Source organism: Vreelandella maris (assembly GCF_013371085.1).
Classification (GTDB): Bacteria; Pseudomonadota; Gammaproteobacteria; order Pseudomonadales; family Halomonadaceae; genus Vreelandella; species Vreelandella maris.
Genome location: NZ_JABWCV010000011.1, coordinates 13,308 through 34,745, shown reverse-complemented (window position 1 = coordinate 34,745; position 21,438 = coordinate 13,308). Strand labels below are relative to the sequence as shown.

Genomic DNA, 21,438 nt, shown 5'->3' with positions numbered 1-21,438 from the left:
TTAGCCTATGTTATTAAGATAGCTTTAAAGCTGACCGTGTCTGTTTTACGGGTATTTCCGCTCTTTAGCGAGGGAAAGCATCTGTAAAACGAACAATAAACAATGACCCAAGGGAACAATTATGACGTTCAAGAAAACCCTACTGGCTTCTGTTATTGGTGCAGTGGTTGCAGGTACGACATTGCTGCCGATGACGGCAAGTGCTGAAACCCTTCGTATTGGTTACTCTGCCGACCCTGAAACGCTCGATTTACATGAACAACTCTCTGGTGGCGTGCTGCGTTTCTCTCACCTCGCGTTCGATCCGCTCGTACGCTGGACCAAAGACTTCCAGTTTGAGCCGCGCTTAGCCACCGAGTGGGAACAAGTAGACGAAACCACTATGCGCATGACGCTGCGCGAAGGCGTTACCTTCCACTCCGGTAACGAATTCACCGCTAAAGATGTGGTATGGACTATTGAACGCCTGAAAGAAAGCCCTGACTACCGCGCTATTTTTGAACCCGTTGCCAGTGCCGAAGCGGTTGACGACTACACCGTTGAGATCGTTACCACTGAACCTTACCCGCTGCTGCTCAACCTTGCTACGTACATCTTCCCGATGGATAGCGAGTTCTATACGGGTGAAACCGACGACGGTAGCGACAAAGCTGAAATCGTCAAAGCGGGCAACTCCTTCGCTTCACGCAACGTTTCAGGCACCGGCCCGTTCATCGTGACCGACCGTCGCCAAGGCGTTCGGGTTGATTTCGAACGTTTCGAAGATTACTGGGATACTGAGAGCGAAGGCAACGTATCCAACATCATCATGACGCCTATCGCTGAAAACGCCTCTCGCGTTGCAGCACTGCTTTCTGGCGGCGTTGACTTTATTGATGCCGTTCCGCCCAACGATTTAGACCGTGTCCGTGAAGCAGATGGCGTCAATCTGATTGAGATCGACGGTACCCGCATCATTGGCTTCCAAATGAACGAAGAGCGCGTAGAAGCCTTCCAAGACGCCCGCGTTCGTCAAGCAGTTGATCTGGCCATTAATCAAGAAGGCATTGCTGACCGTTTGATGCGTGGCTTTGCTAACCCGGCTGGCCAGTTCTCCCCAGAGGGTTACTCAGGCCACAACCCTGATTTAACACCACGCTACGATATCGAACGCGCCAAAGAGCTAATGGCGGAAGCGGGATATGAAGAGGGCTTCAGCGTTGAAATGATCGCCCCCAATAACCGCTACGTGAACGATGCTCAGATCGCCCAAGCAGTGGCCAACATGCTGGCGCAAATCAACATTAAAGTTGATCTACGCACCATGCCGCTCGCCCAGTACTGGCCTGAGTACGATACCCGTGAATCTGATATGGCAATGATCGGCTGGCACGCCGATACGGAAGACAGCGCTAACTTCTTCCAGTACCTCACCTTCTGTATCGATGAAGAAACCGGCGCGGGTCAGTACAACTACGGCAGCTACTGCAACGAAGAGATTGATGCACTGGTAACCGAAGCGGATAGCGAAACGGATCTGGAAAAACGCAACGAAATGCTGCGTGAAGCCGAAGCCATGCTTTACGAAGACGTCGGTTTCATCATGCTGCACTGGCAGAACCTTGCCTACGCCGCGGCGGATGGTGTTGAGGCTGAGCCGGTGGTGAACGCTATCGACTTCCCTTACCTGGGTGACTTGGTCGTTAAAAGCAGCGACGACTAATCATGTCCATCGCGCATTAATTGCATAGTGCCAAAAGAGTTACTGCAATATTAACTGCCAGTATGCTTCGCTCCCTATGTGTTTAGGGAGCGAAGCCTTTTGTTTGGCGGCTCGAACCTGCAAACACTTTGAATAACCATGCCCCTACTTTCTTTGATGAACCCTTCACATAGGTGGCGTACGCCATGATTGCCTTTTTAATCAAGCGGCTGATGCACGCAATTTTGGTGATGTTTGTCATCAGCGTGCTGGCCTTCGCCATTCAGGACAACCTGGGTGACCCCGTACAGCAGATGGTCGGCCAGTCAGTGCCGGAAAGCGAACGCGAAGAAATTCGTGAGCGTTTAGGCCTGAATGACCCCTTCCTGGTGCAATACGCGCGCTTTGCTAAAAATGCCGTTCAAGGTGATTTTGGCTACTCGTATTTTTACCGCGAACCGGCCTTAGAAGTCATCGCCCGCCACTTACCCGCCACCCTAGAGCTGGTATTTGCGGCGACGTTGATAATTGTGCTGTTTTCAGTACCTATCGGCGTCTACAGCGCGATCAAACCCCGCTCGCCGATTTCGCGACTATTCATGGGTGTATCGATTATCGGTATTTCAATCCCCGTGTTTCTTACCGCGATCGTGCTTATTCAAATTTTCGCGATTGGCGTTACCGTGACGCTATTCCCAGAAAATACCGGCTGGGGTGCTTGGCTAAACGCCTTCTTCTCTACCGAAGGCAATATGCCGTCCTTTGGCCGTGGCTATGATCTGGTGAATGTGGTGGGTAACTGGGATACCAATTTAGCCACCTGGAACGGCTTACAGCATCTAGTATTACCGGCCGTCTCATTGGCCTCTATCATGCTGCCGCTGTTTATTCGACTTATCCGCGCCGAAATGATGGAAGTCCTGCAGTCGGAGTACGTTAAATACGCCCGCGCCAAAGGTATCTCTATGCGCCGCGTGTATTTTGTTCACGCGCTTAAAAACACCATGCTACCGGTGATTACCGTCGGCGGTGTACAGATCGGCACGATGGTGGCCTACACCATTCTGACCGAGACCGTTTTCCAATGGCCGGGCATGGGCCTGATGTTTTTGGATGCGATCAACCGCGCTGATATACCGCTAATCGTGACCTACCTGATGATTGTCGGCGTTATTTTTGTCGTCACCAATACGATTGTGGATCTGATCTACGGTCTGGTGAACCCCACCGTTAAACTGACTGGGAAGCCCGCATGAGCACCACAAGTAATTCTTCACAAGCGAGCGCTTCACCCGGCCGCTGGGAGCGCATGCGTGACTCCTATATGTGGTACAGCTTCAAGCATGACCGCACCGCACAGCTCTGCCTGGCCGTGTTTATTTGTATGGTTATCGCCGCCTTTGCTTCACCGCTGTTGGCGCCGACAGACCCTTACGACCTCGCTCAGATCGATATTATGGCCTCAGAGCTGCCACCCTTCTGGATTGAGGGGGCCGATGAGCGCTACTCCTTAGGCACTGATGCCCAGGGCCGCGATTTATGGTCGATTGTGCTGTATGGCACACGCGTCTCGCTACTGATCGGCTTTGGCGCGGTCATTTTGCAAGCGCTGCTAGGGGTCACTTTCGGCCTGATGGCGGGCTATCTTGGCGGGCGTGTCGACACCCTATTGATGTGGCTAGCGGATATTCAGCTCTCTTTCTCGACGCTAATGGTCGCTATCGTGGTAGGCGCTTTGGTCAAAGCGACCATGGGCAGCGCCTTCTATAGCCAATACGCAGTAATGATGCTGATCCTGATTATCGGCCTGGCCGAATGGCCGCAGTATGCCCGCACCGTGCGCGCCTCGGTGCTGGCAGAGAAAAACAAAGAGTACGTAGATGCTGCCCGTGTAATGGGGCTTCGCAGCAAGCGCATTATGTTCCGCCACGTGCTGCCCAACACCATGTCGCCGATCTTCGTTATCTCGACCGTACAGATTGCCAACGCGATTATTTCAGAAGCGGCGCTGTCGTTTCTGGGGCTTGGGATGCCGGAAACGCATCCATCTCTGGGCTCGTTGATTAAATCAGGCTTTGACTATATTCAGTCCGGCTCCTGGTGGATTACCTTAATTCCAGGTGCGGTACTGGTGGTGCTGGTGCTGTCGATCAATCTACTCGGTGACTGGCTGCGCGATGTCATGAACCCACGACTCTACAAAGGCTGAGGACACCATGGCACTACTTGAAGTCAATAATCTTGATGTCCGCTTTGCGCTGCGCCAGGGTGAAGTCCACGCCTTGCGGGACATTTGTTTCAGCCTTGAGCGCGGTGAGCGTTTGGGCATTGTCGGTGAATCTGGCGCAGGTAAATCCGTCGCGGCTTTTTCGCTACTCAATTTAATCGCTAAGCCAGGCTTTATTGCGGGCGGTACCGTCAACTTTGACGGCCAAGTGCTCAACCGCATGTCTGAGCGCGGCCTGCGCAAAGTGCGCGGCAATCGCATCTCGATGATCTTCCAAGATCCGATGATGACGCTCAACCCAGTGCTCTCCATTGGCGAGCAAATGGTTGAGTGTTTGAAAGCGCACCGGCGTATTTCCTCCAAAGAAGCCCGCGCGATTGCCTTGGATAAGCTGCAACAGGTGCAAATTCCCTCACCGGAAACGCGTTTGGATCAGTATCCTCACGAGCTATCCGGCGGTATGCGCCAGCGGATTATTATCGCCATTGCGCTGCTGCTCGACCCGGACATTATCATTGCCGACGAGCCGACCACGGCGCTTGACGTGACGATTCAAGCCGAAATCATGGCGCTGCTGCTTGAACTCTGCGAGCAACACAATGTTGGGCTTATTCTGATCACCCACGATTTGGGCGTGGTCAGCCAGGTCACTCAGCGCATTCTGGTCATGTACGCTGGCCGAGTGATTGAGCAAGGGCCGACACGGGAAATCATTAATGACCCGCAACACCCCTATACCCAAGGGCTAATCAACGCCTTGCCACAGATGGCAACGCCGGGCGAAAAGCTCAATCAGATTCGTGGCAGTATGCCGTCGCTTTCTAACCTGCCAAGCGGCTGCGCGTTTCACCCGCGCTGCGATTTTATCAATCGCGCCGATGGCCAGCCCCGCCCCGCCTGCACCCAGCAAGTGCCCGAGTTTGTCGACTCCGGCAACTGCCGCGTGGCGTGCCATATGGTGGCTGAAATGCTTGAAGATCGCCGTTTGAAGGAGGAAATCTCATGAGTGCGCACGCTGAGGCCATAACGGAAAACCCTATGCCTACTCCTCGTCAGAACGAAGAGAGTGCTGATTCGCTGCTGCAGATCCGCGATTTGAAAAAGCGCTTCTCTCTCTCGGGTGATTTTCTTGATCAGCTGCGCTTCAAGGGCGGCAAGCTGGTGCGTCATCAAGAGCACGTCCATGCTATTAACGGCGTGAACCTGGATATCAAACGCGGTGAAGCACTGTGTGTGGTGGGCGAATCTGGCTGCGGTAAGTCCACCGTGGCACGTACGGTGATGGGGCTTTTGACACCCTCTGAAGGCGAGATTCGCTACGATGGCCAACGTATCGATAATTTAAGCTCGCGTCAGTTGCTGCCGTATCGCAAGCGTATGCAGATGATTTTCCAGAACCCTTATGCATCGCTTAACCCACGCATGACCATTCAGCAAACCTTGGAAGAGCCGCTGCGCCTGCATCATCCTGACTGGAAGCGGCCAAAAATCCTCGAAAAGGTTGAAGAAGTAATGCACTCAGTGGGTATCGATCCCGACTGGGGCAAGCGTTTTGGTCACGAGTTCTCGGGGGGGCAACGTCAGCGTATCGCGATTGCGCGTGCCCTGGCCGTGGATCCGGAATTCATCGTCGCCGATGAGCCTATTTCTGCCCTCGACGTCTCGATTCAAGCCCAGGTGCTCAACCTGCTGATGGAAGCCCAGCAAGAGCGGAACCTGACTTATCTCTTCATCACCCACGATTTAGCCGTGGTCGAGCATTTTGGCACCCGTGTGGCGGTGATGTACTTGGGTACAGTGTGTGAAATTGCCACGACGGCCACGCTGTTTGAAAAGCCGCGCCATCCTTACACCCAGGCGCTACTCTCGGCGATCCCACGCTTAAAGGATGACCGCCCTCAGCATATTCGCCTATCCGGTGAAGTGCCGACCCCGGTTAATTTACCCAGCGGCTGCGTGTTTCATGGCCGCTGCCCGCATGCCAATTCACGCTGTAAGCAAGAGATTCCCCTTTTGCAAACACAGGATGACGGAACCCGTGTCGCATGCCACGCTGTTGAAGAGGGGCGCCTATGAGTAGGCCCCCCTTTACAATACAGCGAGCCAAGTCGCTGAGAGGTAGAGCATGGAAATTCGCTGGCTAGAAGATTTTATTGCCCTGGCCAGAACGCGGCACTTCTCCCGCGCAGCAGATGATCAACACGTTACCCAGCCCACCTTCTCTCGGCGGATTAAGTTGCTTGAGGAGGAGATGGGCGTAACGCTGATTAATCGTCAAACGCTACCCCTTTCGCTCACTCCTGCTGGTGAGGAGTTTTTAACCCTGTGCGAACAGGTGACCGAGCGAGTGCGGCTTACGCGAGACCGGGTGCGTGAAATCAATGCTGGCCAGCAGCGGCGTATTATGGTGGCGGCGCCGCAGAGCCTGTTGCCGCATTTTTTGCCTGAATGGCTTGCCTCTACAGGCTGGCAAGACCGCGTACAGCCCTATTTGCGGGCGACTGGCTGGGTAGCTAATGACTATTTTCAAGCGTTAGCGCGGGCCGAGTGCGACCTTGCCATCTGCTACTGGCCGATTGGGCGCTGCGACCTGGATATTGATACCAGTGCCTGCAACTACCGGGTAATCGGTCATGAAAGGCTGATTCCGGTGACTGGGTTAAATGCAGAGGGAGAGCCCTGTGCGTTGCTACCAGGGTCGCGCCATCAACCAGCGCCTTGGCTTGCTTACCCAAAGCGCGGCTTGCTTGGCTCAGCGGTTAAAGCCCATTTGGCTAGGTTGCCACAAAGCACTTACTTAACTGCGCAGAGTGAAAATCTCTACGCGGCGGGCATTAAAGAGCTGGTGCTGCTTGGCTACGGCATGAGCTGGTTGCCAGAGCGCAACGTGGCCGCAGAGCTTGCTCAAGGTACGCTGGTAAGAGCGGGCGATAGCCGTTGGGATGTGCCGATGGAACTACGGCTCTATCGCCATCAAAGCCACCACCACGCTGAACTCGACGGTTTCTGGAGTGAACTCGCCACTCCACGCACTTGAAGCCGTCTTCGAGAAAGCTTACTTGAGAAAGGACACGGTTTGCATGTCGAGCACTCTTTTTAACTTGCAACTCGATCACATAGCCCACCTTCAGCGCGCCTATGCGTCGATGTTGACCGAGCATGGATTTGATAGCCTAGCGATTTACAGTGGTCATGCAAGCGTGCATTTTGCTGACGATCATACGCCCCCCTTTCAGACTTACGGCCATTTCATACACTGGGTGGGCTTAGCCGATGTACAGCATAGCTGGCTGATTATTCAGCCAGAAAAACGCCCACAGCTATACTTGTATGCACCCGCCGATTTTTGGCATTTACCCACTCATCTTCCCGAAGAGCCTTGGGTGACCGCCTTCGATGTTCACTTTTGCAGCGACAAAATCACACCGCCCTTGATCGGTAATGCGGCCATTATCGGCGATACTGACCAACTCTCAGCCAGTCATCAGCAGACGATGAAAGCCGAACGTCAGCCTGAGCAGCTGGTGAATTCACTGGATGAATTACGGCTATTTAAAACGCCCTATGAGATTGCCTGTATTCGTGAAGCCAACCGCCTAGCGATAGCGGGCCATCAAGCAGCGCAAGCAGCGTTTATTGGCGCCTCCGGTGAACTGGATATTCAATTGGCTTACTTAGGCGCCAGTCGTCAGCGCGAATCAAACGTACCTTACCAAAACATCATCGGCTTAAATGAACACGCAGGGGTACTGCATTACCAGCATTACGACCTGAATGCGCCTAAACGGCGTTACAGCCTGTTAGTAGATGCTGGTCGTCGGTTTCGAGGTTACTGCGCTGATATTACTCGCGCCTACGCTGGCCCCGATGCACCCGCTGCGTTTGGCGAATTGGTCACAGCCATGCATGATTTGAAAGATGAGCTTGTGAAAGGCGTTGCGCCAGGCGTTAGCTTTATTGCCCTACATGAGCAAATGCATCAACAGCTAGCTGAGATATTGGTGGCCCACGGTCTATTCAAAGGCACCGCAGAGCAAGCGGTTGCTGAAGGGGTAACACGAGCCTTCTGCCCTCATGGGTTAGGTCATTCGCTGGGCCTGCAAGTACACGATGTCGCTGGATTGCGTCACCCAGACGGCACGCCAGCACCAGCCCCAGAAAAGCACCCAGCGCTGCGGCTAACGCGTACGCTGCGTCCAGGTATGGTTGTGACCATAGAGCCAGGTCTCTATTTTATCACTATGCTGCTCGCCCCTCTGCGTAGCACATCACTGCCCATTAACTGGCTACTAATTGATCAGCTCTCACCCTGTGGCGGCATCCGCATTGAAGATAACATCGCGGTCACAGAAAGCGGTTTTGATAATCTAACGTAATGCGCTATTTTTCCGCTCCCTAAACGAGCAACGCCCGGCACAAGGCCGGGCGTTGGATAACCACAAAACATGTCAGTACTCGATTAGAAGCGGTAAGTAACACCGCCGCCAATAGTAACCGGTTCAATGTCGACTTCACCGCCAACGTTGATATCGGCGTTCACATCCGCGTAGCTTGCGTAGCCATTCAGCATGATGTTATCAGTCACGGCCAGATCAATACCCACCTGACCAATGGCGCCGTAGCTTTCATCAACGCTCAAGCCGCTCGGCTCGCTGGAGAAATGTGTGTAGTTAAGACCAGCACCTACGTAAGGCTGCACGCGTGAATCCAAGCCGCCCAGCGGGTAGTAGTTAACCAGCAGGTTAACCGGCAAGCGATCAATACTGCCCGCTCCCACATCGGCTACACTCAAGTCGTGCTCGAATTCTTCGGAGCTGTTCAGCTCAACACCGACCTTATCGGTAAACAGGTAACCCACGCCATAGGTTAGTCCGCGCGCTTCATCAACACTTAATGAATCACCGGCTACATTGCCATTATCTGAACCCGTATCCGTCTGGGCAACGCCGCCACGGACAAATACATCGCCAGCGTTATAAGCAAGAGCTGCAGAGCTTGCCAGAGTGAAACCAGCAGTGATTACAGCGGCAGAAATCAGTTTCATATTACTCATCAGGGTCGTCCTCATTATGCAGCGCGCAGTTCCTTGCGCTTAGGGATTGCGATTCTTGCTATCCAACTTCCTATACAGTATATAGTATAAAAACAGTGTTTCCAAATATCTTGTGAAATATTAATATAAGTAAATTAGCCCCTGATCGTTTTTCTGTACATAAAATTCAGGCATAAAAAAAAGTCCCCCGAAGGGGACCCAGGTGGAGCACGCCAGCTCACTCGATGTATCGTGCGGCTAAACCGCAACGATGTAGCAAAGAAGGGAAAGCACCAGCTCAATCATAGGTCGCTCTATTCATTTGCTGCTTACTCTTTATATTGCGAACGGCGTGCCACTATATTTTTAATATATATAAAACAATTACTTATAAAATTTAATGGCAATTCAACATTTAAATAGCGCTTTCACACACTGCAAAGCGCACCAACAACGCGCATTTTACTGGCTGATTGCCTCAAAACGAGTCAGGGTTACTGGCAAACTTGGTTTCGACCACCACGTTTAGCGCGGTATAGCGCTTCGTCTGCTGTCACAAGCAGCCTTTCCCGTTCCTCATCTAGCACATCGGCACTACATACCATCCCCGCTGAAAGCGTACAGGCAAACTCAATGTCGCCTTGTCTAAAGCGCAAACGTGAAAAATATTCCCGTATATTTTCCAGCTTTTTCCACCCATCCTCTGCTTCACAATATGGAAGAACGACCAAAAATTCCTCGCCCCCATAGCGACCTATGATGTCCGTTTGACGCAAACGCTGGCGCAGGAGTGTGGCAACAGAAGCAATTACGACATCGCCTACCGCATGACCGTACGTATCGTTAACTTTTTTGAAATGGTCAATATCTATCATCGCTACCACTACTGTGTACTGCTGCCGGTTGGCACGAGTAATTTCGTTGATGGTGTCGCTTTTATATTCAAACCCCGCGGGTTAGGTGACGGCACATATAATCTATCGGGAATTGTGCAGCTAAGCTTATTTAATTAGTCTAAATGTATGCATTAATTCGTCGGCTGTCGCTGGTTGTATCGATATTTCACATTCAAACGGCTGCCACTTTCAGCCGCTCCACCTACTATGGAAAACAGTGATGACCACACCTCAAACTATCTATATCACTGGCGGTGCCCAGGGAATTGGCCTCGGTATCGCCCACACACTGCTCACCGGCGGTTACCGCGTTGCCATCACTGATATCGACGAAGAAGCCCTAAGTGAGGCCGCTGAGCGGCTGCCCCGCCGTGAAAACCTGCTAACACTTATGGCGGATGCCAGCAATGAGGCGCAGGTGGTGCATAGCCTTGAAAAAACGGTAAACCACTTTGGCCAGCTAAACGGCATCGTGCATAACGCAGGCATCGCAGACCCCTTCCATGGCCCGGTGGAGCAGCTTTCACTGGAGACATGGCAAGCTTACTTAAACACCAACCTCACCGGCGCTTTTTTGTGTGCCAAACACGGAGCCGCGTATTTACGCCCTCACGGTGGCAGCATTGTGCTGATGGCATCTTCCCGCGCCCTTCAATCGGAGCCGGATACCGAGGCCTACGCGGCCAGCAAAGGCGGCATTGTCGCCCTCACCCATGCGCTAGCGGTCAGCCTCGGTCCTGAGATTCGCGTCAACGCGATCAGCCCTGGCTGGATTGAAGTCGGTGACTGGCAAAAACCCAGCCGCCAGCAGCCGGTCGAACATCGCGCGGTAGACCGCGAGCAGCACCCCGCAGGCCGCGTCGGCACACCCTACGATATTGCCGCGCTGACTCGCTTTTTGCTCTCAACAGAGGCAGGCTTTATCACCGGACAAAATTTTGTGGCCGATGGCGGTATGACGCGCAAAATGATTTATGCCGAGTAGCGACACAGCCGCATCAAAAAAGGCCATCCGAAGATGGCCTTACGCTATGCCGGAAGGTAACCCTAAGGCGTGACGATAATTTTCACCTGGGCCTTATCGTTTAGCAGCGCTTCAAAGCCCTCCTCCACAATGTCCGCCAGTGGAATGCGCTGAGTGACCATATCTTCAGCGCGAAAGTAGCCCCGCTGCATCAGTGCCATCACCGCAGGATACACATGACGATAGGCAATAATGCCCTTCATGGTGCGCTCTTTAATCACCAAATCATTGGGATGAAAGCTGGCTTCCCCTTCCCAAATACTCACCACCACTACTTCGCCCCCTTCGTGGGTGCTGTGCAGCGCTTGGTTGAGCACGGCAGGAATACCGGTGACTTCGAACGCCACGTCCACCCCGCCACCGCTTAAGGCTTGCAGTTTCTCCACCACATCGTCTTGCTGCGGATCAACCACAGTGGTACCTAACGCTTCAGCTTTGGCCTTGCGAGATGGCGCCACTTCCACCGCATAAATCTGCGCGGCCCCTGCAGCTTTTAGCGCTTCGATGGTCATCAAACCAATCGGCCCAGCACCAAACACCGCCGCACTATCCCCGGCTTTTAGGCAGCTTTGGCGCACCGCATGTAGCGCCACGGCGGCTGGCTCTACCAGCGCGCCCTGCTCGAAGCTGAGATCATCCGGCAGCTTGTGTACCATGTGCTCGCCCATCACGGTGAACTCGGAAAAGCCGCCGCCACCACCCGAGAGGCCGTGAAAGCCCAGCAAGGGCGTGAGGTTGTAGCGCTCCATCTGATAAGCGCCATCCTTATTGGGGGAGAGAATCGGCTCAATCGCCACACGGTCGCCTACCTTCACCCGCGTTACTTTCTCGCCAATTTCTACCACTTCCCCAGCGAACTCATGGCCCATGATGATCGGCGCCTGTTCGCCGCTAATAGGGTGCGGCTTGCCCACCGGGATAAAAATCGGCCCGGCGGCATACTCATGCAAGTCGCTGCCACAAATACCACAGGCAGCCACTTTCACCTTCACTTCATGGGGATCGCTGATGGTGGGAACCGAGACTTGCTCAACGCGTAAATCTTTGGCGGCATACCAAACCGCTGCCTGCATGCTTGTCTGACTCATGGCTTACGCTTCCTGTTACGACGTATGGTGAACCGGCTGCAGCCCATAGACGGGCGTTTCCAGCCCCTCCATACGAGCCTTTAACTGCAGCGCCAAATAGTGCGAGTAGTGCCGGGACTGGTGCAGGTTGCCGCCATGGAACCAAAGCGCTTCCTGCTGGGTGGGCTTCCACATATTGCGTAGCTCGCCTTCCCAGGGGCCGGGGTCTTTGGTGGTGTCGGAGCCCAAGCCCCAGCACTTGCCCACTTTATCCGCCACTTCCTGAGAGATAAGCCGCGCCGCCCAGCCGTTCATGGAACCGTAGCCAGTGGCATAAACGATTAAATCTGCCTCTAACTCACTGCCATCGGTAAGAGTGATGGAGTGTGGATTGATTCGTTCGATCCCTAGGCCGCTACGTAGCTTGATATCGCCATTGGCCACCAAGTCACAGGCGCCGACATCGATGTAGTAACCCGAACCACGGCGCAGGTACTTCAAGAACAGACCGGATTCATCGTCGCCAAAATCGAGCATAAAGCCCGCGTCTTCCAGCTTTTGATAGAACTCAGCGTCGCGTTGTTTAATGGCATCAAACGCCGGGCGCTGGAAGTCCGGTAGTACTTTGTAAGGAATCGAGGCAAAAATCAGATCGGCTTTGTCATGGGTCAGCCCACTGGCCACCGCCTCCTCCGAGTAGAGTGGCCCCAGCACTTCTTCCATCAATGAATCCGACTTGACGATGTGGGTCGACGAGCGCTGCAGCATGGTCACATCGGCATCGTGCTCCCAGAGTGCCGCGGCAATATCGTGGGCAGAATTATTCGAGCCCACGATCACACACTTTTTGCCCGTGTAAGCATCCGGCCCTGGGTGCTGGCTGGAGTGCTGCTGCTCGCCTTTAAAGCTCTCCGCCCCTGGGAACTGAGGCACGTTAGGCACCCCGGACATACCGGTGGCCATCACCAGCTGTTTCGGGCGTAGCGTGATCTCCTCGCCGTGACGCTTCACGTTCACGATCCACTCGCCTGCGGCTTCATCGAAGCGTGCATTCTGACACTCGGTGGCACTCCAATAATTGAGCTCCATCACGTTTGTGTACATTTCCAGCCAATCGCCCACCTTGTCTTTCGGGGCAAACACCGGCCAGTTCTCGGGGAAGGGAATATAGGGCAGGTGGTCGTACCACACTGGATCGTGCAGGCAGAGCGATTTATAGCGGTTGCGCCAGGAGTCCCCCGCGCGCTCGTTGCGCTCGATGATAATGGTCGGCACGCCCATCTGTTTCAGCCGCGCCCCAAGGCCAATTCCACCCTGGCCGCCACCGATAATCACGCAGTAAGGCTTCTGTTTGTAGCCCAGCTCGGCTTCCTCGCGCTCCCGCGCTTCCAGCCAGGTTTCCCGCTGTTTGTTGGCACCGTGCTCTGCCCCTTTTGGCCGGTGGTGATTGCGCGGCTCTGGAAAATCATCCAGCGCCTGCATGGTGGTGAGCAGTGTCCAGCACTTGCCGTTCTTCAGGCGCAAGTAACCCTTGCCGCTAGCCACGGCTGTTTTAAAGATGAACCACCCCTCAACGGTATCGCCGTTTTCGCTAGCCTCCCCTTCCAGCTGCCACTGGGTGGGCTGGGTATGGGCCAGCGTGGCATCGAGCATCGCCTGGATATCATCTTTGCCTTCGCAGGTTTTTAAATTCCAGGTAAAGGTAAGAAAGTCACGCCAATAGCACTCGTCGTTAAACAGCGATAGCACACGCTGAATATCCTGCGCTTGCAGCGCCTCATCAAAATCATGCAGCCATGCGTTGACGGTGCTGGTAGCGTTTTGTGGTGTGCGTACTTGTGTGTCAGTCATCGCGGGTACTCCAAGGTCGTTGTTGTTGTTGAATTGTCGATAAGACATCCAACCCTAAGCACCCGCCGTGCCAAATACGCCAAACTATCAATAAGCAATTGAAAAGTAAAAACAATGTAGTTTAATCTGCTTTCGCTAAGGCGTTGTAAAACACGTACACCTGTCACACCGTTTACAGTAAAACGTTACAGGTGTAACGCACGACTAACGGCGTAATACACGCACGTTGACACCACCCTCAGAGCGCATAGGCTTGAAGAACAACAACAAGCCCCAGAGCGTAAAACGCCATGCCCACTCAGTCGCCACCTGCACGGCTTCAATCCGTTCAGCGCCAGCATATCGAGCATATTTTCCAGCTCGGCGAAGGCTTGGAAATACCACAACTACCGGCTCAACCCATGATTCGGCGCTCTTGGCTGCGCTGCCTGAACGAATACCAGCTCGACCCTACGCAGCCACGCCCTGCCCGCGTGGTGCCTCAGCAAACACTCATAGAACATCGTGAATCCGTCGATGAGCTGCTGCACGTTGCCCGCGCCGGGGTCGAGCAGCTTTACGGGCAAATCGCCCAACTGGGCTACGTGCTGCTGCTCACCGACCATCGCGGCATTACCGTCGAGTTTCGCGGCAACCCAAATCAAGACCAGCAGCTGCGCAAAGCGGGCCTCTATTTAGGTGCCGATTGGGACGAGCGCTTCGCGGGGACCTGCGCAGTAGGCACCTGCCTTTACGACCGCCAAGCGATCATTTGCCACCGTCAGGAGCACTTCGACGCTACGCATATTTCGCTCACCTGCACCGCCGCCCCCATTGCCGACCCGCAGGGCAACGTGATGGCCGTGCTGGATATCTCGGCGCTGCAATCGCCTGCCCAGCATGAAAGCCAGAATTTCAGCCTATCGCTGGTCACGCTTTACGCCCGCATGATCGAAGACGCCTACTTCCTTCAGCGTTACCGCGACTGTTTGATGGTGCGCCTGGACACCTCCCGAGAGTTTGTCCATGTGAATGGCCGCGGCCTGATCGCCATTGAGGAGAACGGCCAAGTGATCGCCGCCAATGCCGTTGGCCGTGAACTGATCGCCGACCATCAGCGCCGCTGGCCGCCTTGGGCTGCACAACACGCGACCATGCTCAGCGAGTTGTTTGAATGCGAGATTACCGATGTATTGAGTATTAATAGCGCCACTGATGACCAGCTTCGTGCGTTCCGTGCCCGCGCCAGCAACGCCATCTACTTTATTAGCCTTCTGGAGCCCCGCAGGCCGCGCACTGCCCCACCGAATAAGACAACTTCCACGCAGCCCAAGCCGCTAGCACGGCTAGGTGCTGACGACCCCGCCATACGCAAGCTGCAAAAACTGGCCGAACGGCTGCGTAACGAAGCCAGTGTCAACGTGCTGATCAGCGGTGAAACCGGTACAGGTAAAGAGGTCGTCGCCCGCGCCCTGCACGACAGCGGCAACCGAGCAAAAGGGCCTTTTATTGCGGTGAACTGTGCTGCCATTCCCGAAGCGCTGATTGAGAGCGAGCTATTCGGCTATGAACCCGGCGCATTTACCGGCGGACGTGCCAAAGGCATGCGCGGGCTCATCCCTCAAGCCCATGGCGGCACGCTATTCTTAGATGAGATTGGCGATATGCCGCTGGCCCTGCAAACCCGCCTGCTGCGGGTACTCGCCGAGCGTGAAGTGATGCCGCTGGGGGCGAACAAACCCGTCAAGGTCGACCTCCGCGTGATCACTGCCACCCATCGCCATATCGACAAGTTGATTGAGGAGGGAGCCTTCCGCGAAGACCTCTACTACCGATTAAACGGCGCCCAGCTGCGCTTGCCACCACTGCGTGAACGCGCCGACAAGCTCTACGTGATTCGTCAGGTGTTTAACGATGTGGTCAGCGAGCGCGGCGGCAGCCAATCGCCCCGTCTACGGGCCGATGCCATCAGCGCCCTGCTCGCCTACGCCTGGCCCGGCAATATTCGTCAGCTTAAAAACGCCCTGGCGTTTGCCTTAGTGACTGCCGAGAGCGATGAAATCACCGTTTACGACTTGCCCGAACAGTGCCTGAGCCAGCGCATTACCCACACGCCTTCGCTAACCACCCCTGCGAGGGAAACCGCCGATAGTCATCTCATCACACAGCTTCAGCAGCATCAGTGGAATATCAGCGCCGTTGCCCGCGAACTGGGCGTTTCACGGCCAACGGTGTATCGGCAAATGCAGCGCCAGGGCATCGTGCCGCCAAATAAGGCCTGACGACTGACAGCCCTACCGCTTGGCCTGGGCGGCCAGCCTCACGTACACTTGTTTGAATCTTATTTCTATTATGCTTCCGACAAGCCGAGGCCCGTTATGGCATTTGACTCCACCTCTTCGTATATCGCAACCGATGCACTCAAGCAGGCGGTAAATGCCGCCGTGGTGCTTGAGCGGCCACTTCTCATCAAAGGCGAGCCGGGCACTGGCAAAACACTGCTGGCTGAAGAGTTGGCTGAATCTCTCGATACTCAGTTGATCACCTGGCACATCAAATCCAGCACCAAGGCGGCCCAGGGGCTGTATGAGTACGATGCGGTAAGCCGTCTGCGGGATTCACAGCTGGGCGTGGAAGGTGTCGAGAACGTCGCTAACTACATCAAGCCCGGTAAACTCTGGGATGCCTTTACCGCTGGCGAGCGTGTGGTGCTGCTGATCGACGAAATAGACAAGGCGGATATCGAATTTCCCAACGACCTGCTCCAGGAACTGGATCGTATGGAATTTCACGTTTACGAAACTGGGGAAACCATCCGCGCCGAGCAGCGCCCGATCATCGTTATCACTTCCAACAACGAAAAAGAGCTGCCGGATGCTTTTCTGCGCCGCTGCTTTTTCCATTACATCGAATTCCCCGACCGCGAGACCATGCAGGCGATTGTCGATGTTCACTTTCCAGATATCGCCCCTAAGCTGGTCAGCGAAGCGTTAGAAGTGTTTTTCGAGCTTCGCAAGGCGCCCGGACTCAAGAAAAAACCCTCCACCTCCGAGCTGGTCGACTGGCTCAAACTGCTGATGGCCGACGAGCTGGCGCAAGAAGCACTCTATAACCGCGACCCAGCAAAGGCCTTGCCGCCCATGGCTGGCGCCTTGGTCAAGAATGAGCAGGACACCCAGTTGCTCGAGCGCTTGGCATTCATGATGCGTCGCCAGAAGAACACAGGGCGCTAAGCCATGTTTATTGGCCTATTTGAAACGTTAAAGCGCGCGGGCGTGCCCGTCTCACTGCGCGAGCTTTTAGACCTTCATGCCGTAGTGGAGCGCGGCGTGGTGTTCGCCGATATGGAGGCGTTTTATCAGGTAGCGCGCACGGTGATGGTCAAAGATGAGCGCCACTTCGACCGTTTTGATCGCGCCTTCGCCGCCTGGTTTAAAGGCCTTGAGGACATGGACGCCGCCATTGAGGCGCTGATCCCCGATGACTGGCTGCGCCGCGAGTTTGAAAAACAGCTCACCGATGAAGAAAAAGCCAAGATCGAATCCCTGGGCGGCCTCGAAGAGCTCATCGAGACGTTTAAAAAACGCCTGGAAGAGCAGAAAGAGCGCCACGCAGGCGGCAACAAGTGGATCGGTACCGGCGGCACTAGCCCCTTTGGCGCCTATGGCTACAACCCGGAAGGCATTCGTATTGGCCAGGATGGCTCGCGTCACCGTCGTGCCACCAAGGTGTGGGACGAGCGACGCTTTCGGGATTACGATGACTCACTGGAGCTCGGCACCCGCAATATTAAAATGGCGCTGCGGCGGCTGCGCAAGTTTGCCCGCCAGGGCGCGCAGGACGAGTTCGATGTGGATAGCACCATCCGCGAAACCGCCAAAGATGCCGGGCTACTCAATGTGCAGATGCGCCCAGAGCGCCACAACGCCGTTAAAGTGCTGCTGTTTTTGGACGTGGGAGGATCGATGGATGACCATATTCGCGTGTGTGAAGAGCTGTTCTCGGCGGCCCGCTCCGAGTTCAAGCACCTGGAGCACTACTACTTCCATAACTGCCTGTATGAAGGCGTATGGAAAAATAACCTGCGCCGGGGCAACGAGCGCATTCCGACCATGGATGTATTGCACACCTATGGCGCGGATTACCAAGTAGTGATTGTGGGTGACGCTGCCATGTCACCCTACGAAGTTTCCCATCCAGGCGGTAGCGTTGAGCATTTTAATGACGAACCGGGCGGCATGTGGCTGAAGCGCCTATGTGACACGTTTCCGCGCTTGGCATGGCTTAACCCTTTGCCGCCCCGCGCCTGGGAGTACACCTATTCGACCAAACTCATTCGCGAGATTATCGAAGATCGTATGTATCCCATGACGCTTGAAGGGTTAGAAACCGCCATGCGCGAACTGGCGAAAAAGTAGCCAGCTGTTACGCAATACAGCGCCCTATAAGGCAGTAGGAAAGTTATCAAGTCCGGTTAAAAATGCCTGCTTCGCCTGCTCAAATGCCTTTGGGTCGTGTTTAAAACGACGCAGAATCAGCGCTTCATCCAAGCTAAGGGTAGGTGCCAGCTCATTGACGCTTTTGGCGGGGTGGCGCGCGCCTAAACCAATGCGTTTACCCCCAGCCCCGCCGAACCAACGCTTGATACCACTCTTCTGGTAGAACGCTTCCTGCTCGGCGCTATCCACATCGACGCGCAAAGGGGCTTTCAAGGTAAGTTCACTAATCAAGCGCTGCTGGGCGTCTGCTTGGTCAAGCGAGCAGGCGTGGGTAACCGTCATGCCCACGCCTTCTTCGTCAAGCACTAGTAGTGCCAACGCTTGAGGCTTACCCTGGGCGTCAACGGCAGCAAATAATCGTGCAGCTTCTTGTGGAAAGAACACACTGCAGGCGCCGGTAAACACGACAAGCGGCGTTAGACCGGCATCTTGTCCGTAAACTTCAGCGCATAAACGCGCCAGACAGGCATTGCGCTGGGCCTCTGCGTTAACGTGTACGACCTTCATTGGAATCAACCTCGCCGACTGAAAAGCCGCAAGCCTAGAGCAATCACCGTCGTTTGGACAGTGCCTTGTGCCACGCGATAGACCCATTCATTTATACTGATACTGAACACGACTGCCAACAGGCTGTCGTCAGTCACTGTAAATGTGAACATTGACTTAGAAGGAGCTAACATGACCACCTTTACGAATGACCCCACCATGCCCACCCCGAGTTTCCCCGGCAGCCACATGGTCATAGACGATCATTATGTGTTTATTTCAGGGCTAACCGTCGCCGACCTCTCCAACGGCCACGCCGCACGGGGAAACATTAAAGAAGAGACGCGCCTTGTGATGCGCGCACTTTTGCGCATGCTTGAAATGGAAGGCGGTAGCTTTGCCGATGTAGTGCGCGTGGATATCCACCTTACTGACTTACACGCTATTCAAGACATGGATGGTGTTTACGCCGAGTATTTTGAACCCGGTCGCTACCCGGCGCGCACCTGTACCGAATCCCCCCATATATGCGGCGGTAGCAATGTTGAAATCACCGTGATGGCGAAGCGCCAGCATCAATCAGCGCAATAACCGCCTCAATATCGACGTGGGCTTCCAGCATATCGGCCAAGCGATCAAGCTCACGCTCTCGGTGGGCTTGATAATCGCTCTGTTCACCGTTAACCAAACCTAACTGTTTCAGCAGTGCCTGGCAGCCGTCGGGATGGTCAAACAAGCCATGCAGGTAGGTTCCTAGAATCTGTCCATCACCGCTAACGGCACCTTCCGGGCGACCATCCACAGTAAATAAGGGGGAATTCAAGGCCGCCCCTTCGCTCACGCCATTATGGATTTCATAGCCGGTGACTGTCGCGCCTTCAGTTACCGTTATGCCGCTCACATTTCGCAGCTGTTTGCCCGCCACCATACGCGTTGTGAGCGGCAGCAGTCCCAATCCTGCTTCTTTCCCCGGCTGGCCCTCCAGCCCATCAGGGTCATCCACCCACTCGCCCAGCATTTGAAAGCCACCGCAAATACCTAACACCTTACCGCCGTAACGCAGGTGGCGCTGAATGGCTTTATCCCAGCCCTGGCGCCGTAACCAGGCAAGATCGCTCGCAGTGCTTTTACTACCAGGCAGGATAATCACGTCAGCAGCAGGAATCGGCTGCTCGGGCCCCACAAAGGTCAGCGCCACCTGAGGGTGCAAGCGCAGCGGGTCGAAATCAGTGTGGTTACTGATGCGTGAAAGTGCTGGCACGACGATAGTAAGCACCTTGCTCTGCTTCTCGGCCTGGGTCACCCCAATGCTATCTTCAGAATCAAGCACCAGCCCTTGCAGATAGGGCAGCGTGCCCAGTACCGGTTTACCCGTACGCGCTTCCAACCAATCAAGCCCCGGTTCCAGCAGCGCAATATCTCCTCGAAAGCGGTTAATAATAAAACCTTTGGTGCGCGCCTGCTCGCTCTCACTTAGCAGCGCCAGCGTGCCGACCAGCTGAGCAAACACGCCGCCACGGTCAATATCGCCCACCAGCAGTACCGGGCAGTCGGCGGCTTCGGCAAAACCCATATTGGCAATATCGCCTTCGCGAAGATTAATTTCTGCAGGGCTACCCGCGCCTTCGGCAATAATCACATCGAAGCGGCTTTCCAGTGCCTGCCAAGCCGCCATTACGCTCGCCTTTGCAGTGCGTTTATAGGCATGGTAATCCAGCGCATCCATATGGCCATGCACCTTGCCGCGCAAAATCACCTGGGCGCCACGATCCGTTTCCGGCTTTAGCAGTACCGGGTTCATATCGCTGTGGGGGGCCAGATAACATGCCTGGGCCTGCAGCGCCGTGGAGCGACCAATCTCCCCACCATCGCTGGTCACAGCGCTATTCAGCGCCATGTTTTGGGGTTTAAACGGCGCCACTGAGATGCCACGCCTTGCCAGTGCACGGCATAGCGCAGCCACCACAGTGCTTTTACCTGCATCCGAGGTGGTGCCTTGAATCATCAGTGAAGCCATCACGTTATCCCGCCCAGGTGAACAAGGGCGAGACTGTAGCGGGAGGTGGTAAACGGCGCAATGCGTCTAACCATTTTCAGACATATCGATTATCGTACGACCACTATCTACCTCTACCCATGCCCTTTTCCTTTTTACGACCCTAATCGGTTAATTGATTAAGACACGCGTGATAAACCGCCAAATCATCAGCCGAAAAACAGCAGAATGTCACCGACTCAACGCTTGGGTACTCCTTCAATACCGCTTTAACCGTTGAGACGGCTATCGCTGCGGCCTGCTGGATGGGAAAACGGTACACGCCGGTGCTGATACTTGGGAAAGCCACTGTGTCAGCACTGACCGTAGCCGCCAACGCTAAAGACTGCCGATAGCAGGAGGCAAGCAGCACCTCCTCGCCTTGTTCTCCGCCCTTCCACACCGGGCCAACCGTATGAATGACATAGCGGGCCGGTAACTCGAAACCATCCGTCAGCTTGGCTTCTCCTGTCGCGCAGCCGCCTAGTTCCTTGCAGGCTTTCAGTAGTTCAGGCCCCGCAGCGCGATGGATGGCGCCGTCAACACCGCCGCCCCCAAGTAGTGAGGTGTTCGCGGCGTTCACAATCGCATCGACCTTCAGGCGTGTTATATCCGCTTGAACGGCGTTGATGTTCATACAAAACCTCCTTCTTTACTTCAT

Annotated in this window: 19 protein-coding genes; 12 read left to right on the top strand and 7 right to left on the bottom strand. The window is 54.8% G+C overall.

The window, feature by feature from the left end; genetic code table 11:
• Positions 1-121: 121 nt before the first annotated feature.
• The 7 genes from HUO07_RS11230 (at position 122) to pepQ (ending at position 8,284) form a co-directional block, all read left to right on the top strand.
• On the top strand, positions 122-1,702 hold the full coding sequence (locus HUO07_RS11230; protein WP_176303649.1) for an ABC transporter substrate-binding protein: 1,581 nt from the start codon (positions 122-124) through the stop codon (positions 1,700-1,702).
• A 185-nt stretch (positions 1,703-1,887) separates the two neighbouring features.
• Positions 1,888-2,937, top strand: coding sequence for an ABC transporter permease (locus HUO07_RS11225; RefSeq protein ID WP_176303648.1), 1,050 nt, complete (start codon positions 1,888-1,890; stop codon positions 2,935-2,937).
• Complete coding sequence (locus HUO07_RS11220; protein ID WP_176303647.1) at positions 2,934-3,890, top strand: ABC transporter permease; 957 nt, start codon at positions 2,934-2,936, stop codon at positions 3,888-3,890. The genes HUO07_RS11225 and HUO07_RS11220 overlap by 4 nt, the downstream gene beginning before the upstream one ends.
• 7 nt (positions 3,891-3,897) lie before the next feature.
• A complete protein-coding gene (locus tag HUO07_RS11215) occupies positions 3,898-4,914 on the top strand; it encodes an ABC transporter ATP-binding protein (protein ID WP_176303646.1) in 1,017 nt (338 codons plus the stop codon).
• A complete protein-coding gene (locus HUO07_RS11210; RefSeq protein ID WP_422822686.1) occupies positions 4,911-5,984 on the top strand; it encodes an ABC transporter ATP-binding protein in 1,074 nt (357 codons plus the stop codon). Before HUO07_RS11215 ends, HUO07_RS11210 begins: the two co-directional genes overlap by 4 nt.
• A gap of 49 nt (positions 5,985-6,033) precedes the next feature.
• Entirely contained in the window at positions 6,034-6,945 is a 912-nt protein-coding gene (locus HUO07_RS11205; RefSeq protein ID WP_176303645.1) for a LysR family transcriptional regulator, read from the top strand.
• Between the two features lie 43 nt (positions 6,946-6,988).
• Positions 6,989-8,284 carry a Xaa-Pro dipeptidase gene (pepQ, locus tag HUO07_RS11200; RefSeq protein ID WP_176303644.1) on the top strand — a complete coding sequence of 432 codons (1,296 nt, stop codon included), beginning with the start codon at positions 6,989-6,991 and terminating at the stop codon, positions 8,282-8,284.
• Positions 8,285-8,367: 83 nt separating this feature from the next.
• Here pepQ and HUO07_RS11195 read toward each other — a convergent pair whose 3' ends face one another.
• Together HUO07_RS11195 and HUO07_RS11190 are read right to left on the bottom strand one after the other, a co-directional pair.
• Positions 8,368-8,961: an OmpW/AlkL family protein gene (locus tag HUO07_RS11195; RefSeq protein WP_176303643.1), complete on the bottom strand. Its 594-nt coding sequence runs from the start codon at positions 8,959-8,961 to the stop codon at positions 8,368-8,370.
• A gap of 473 nt (positions 8,962-9,434) precedes the next feature.
• Positions 9,435-9,857 (bottom strand): GGDEF domain-containing protein, encoded by a 423-nt coding sequence (locus tag HUO07_RS11190; RefSeq protein ID WP_340162498.1) that lies wholly within the window; start codon positions 9,855-9,857, stop codon positions 9,435-9,437.
• Positions 9,858-10,056: 199 nt separating this feature from the next.
• Here HUO07_RS11190 and HUO07_RS11185 point away from each other — a divergent pair, with 199 nt between their 5' ends.
• Positions 10,057-10,821 carry an SDR family oxidoreductase gene (locus tag HUO07_RS11185; RefSeq protein WP_176303642.1) on the top strand — a complete coding sequence of 255 codons (765 nt, stop codon included), beginning with the start codon at positions 10,057-10,059 and terminating at the stop codon, positions 10,819-10,821.
• A gap of 62 nt (positions 10,822-10,883) precedes the next feature.
• Here the strand turns inward: HUO07_RS11185 and HUO07_RS11180 are convergent, their stop codons facing one another.
• Both HUO07_RS11180 and HUO07_RS11175 read right to left on the bottom strand, forming a co-directional pair.
• Positions 10,884-11,948 carry a 2,3-butanediol dehydrogenase gene (locus HUO07_RS11180; RefSeq protein WP_281362649.1) on the bottom strand — a complete coding sequence of 355 codons (1,065 nt, stop codon included), beginning with the start codon at positions 11,946-11,948 and terminating at the stop codon, positions 10,884-10,886.
• Positions 11,949-11,963: 15 nt separating this feature from the next.
• Positions 11,964-13,778: an NAD(P)/FAD-dependent oxidoreductase gene (locus HUO07_RS11175; protein ID WP_176303641.1), complete on the bottom strand. Its 1,815-nt coding sequence runs from the start codon at positions 13,776-13,778 to the stop codon at positions 11,964-11,966.
• A 290-nt stretch (positions 13,779-14,068) separates the two neighbouring features.
• Here HUO07_RS11175 and HUO07_RS11170 point away from each other — a divergent pair, with 290 nt between their 5' ends.
• The 3 genes from HUO07_RS11170 (at position 14,069) to HUO07_RS11160 (ending at position 18,175) form a co-directional block, all read left to right on the top strand.
• Positions 14,069-16,039: a sigma-54-dependent Fis family transcriptional regulator gene (locus tag HUO07_RS11170; RefSeq protein ID WP_176303640.1), complete on the top strand. Its 1,971-nt coding sequence runs from the start codon at positions 14,069-14,071 to the stop codon at positions 16,037-16,039.
• A gap of 96 nt (positions 16,040-16,135) precedes the next feature.
• Complete coding sequence (locus HUO07_RS11165) at positions 16,136-16,990, top strand: AAA family ATPase (RefSeq protein WP_176303639.1); 855 nt, start codon at positions 16,136-16,138, stop codon at positions 16,988-16,990.
• 3 nt (positions 16,991-16,993) lie between these two features.
• The gene (locus tag HUO07_RS11160; RefSeq protein WP_176303638.1) at positions 16,994-18,175 is read left to right on the top strand and encodes a vWA domain-containing protein; all 1,182 of its coding nucleotides are present in this window, start codon (positions 16,994-16,996) and stop codon (positions 18,173-18,175) included.
• A gap of 24 nt (positions 18,176-18,199) precedes the next feature.
• Here the strand turns inward: HUO07_RS11160 and HUO07_RS11155 are convergent, their stop codons facing one another.
• Positions 18,200-18,763: a hypothetical protein gene (locus HUO07_RS11155; protein ID WP_176303637.1), complete on the bottom strand. Its 564-nt coding sequence runs from the start codon at positions 18,761-18,763 to the stop codon at positions 18,200-18,202.
• Positions 18,764-18,934: 171 nt separating this feature from the next.
• On the opposite strand from HUO07_RS11155, the gene HUO07_RS11150 reads away from it, so the two are divergent.
• A complete protein-coding gene (locus tag HUO07_RS11150; protein ID WP_176303636.1) occupies positions 18,935-19,333 on the top strand; it encodes a RidA family protein in 399 nt (132 codons plus the stop codon).
• Here HUO07_RS11150 and HUO07_RS11145 read toward each other — a convergent pair.
• Together HUO07_RS11145 and HUO07_RS11140 are read right to left on the bottom strand one after the other, a co-directional pair.
• Positions 19,293-20,759, bottom strand: coding sequence for a cobyric acid synthase (locus HUO07_RS11145; RefSeq protein ID WP_176303635.1), 1,467 nt, complete (start codon positions 20,757-20,759; stop codon positions 19,293-19,295). The genes HUO07_RS11150 and HUO07_RS11145 overlap by 41 nt on opposite strands.
• Before the next feature lie 142 nt (positions 20,760-20,901).
• Positions 20,902-21,414, bottom strand: coding sequence for an O-acetyl-ADP-ribose deacetylase (locus tag HUO07_RS11140; RefSeq protein ID WP_176303634.1), 513 nt, complete (start codon positions 21,412-21,414; stop codon positions 20,902-20,904).
• Between the last annotated feature and the right edge of the window lie 24 nt (positions 21,415-21,438).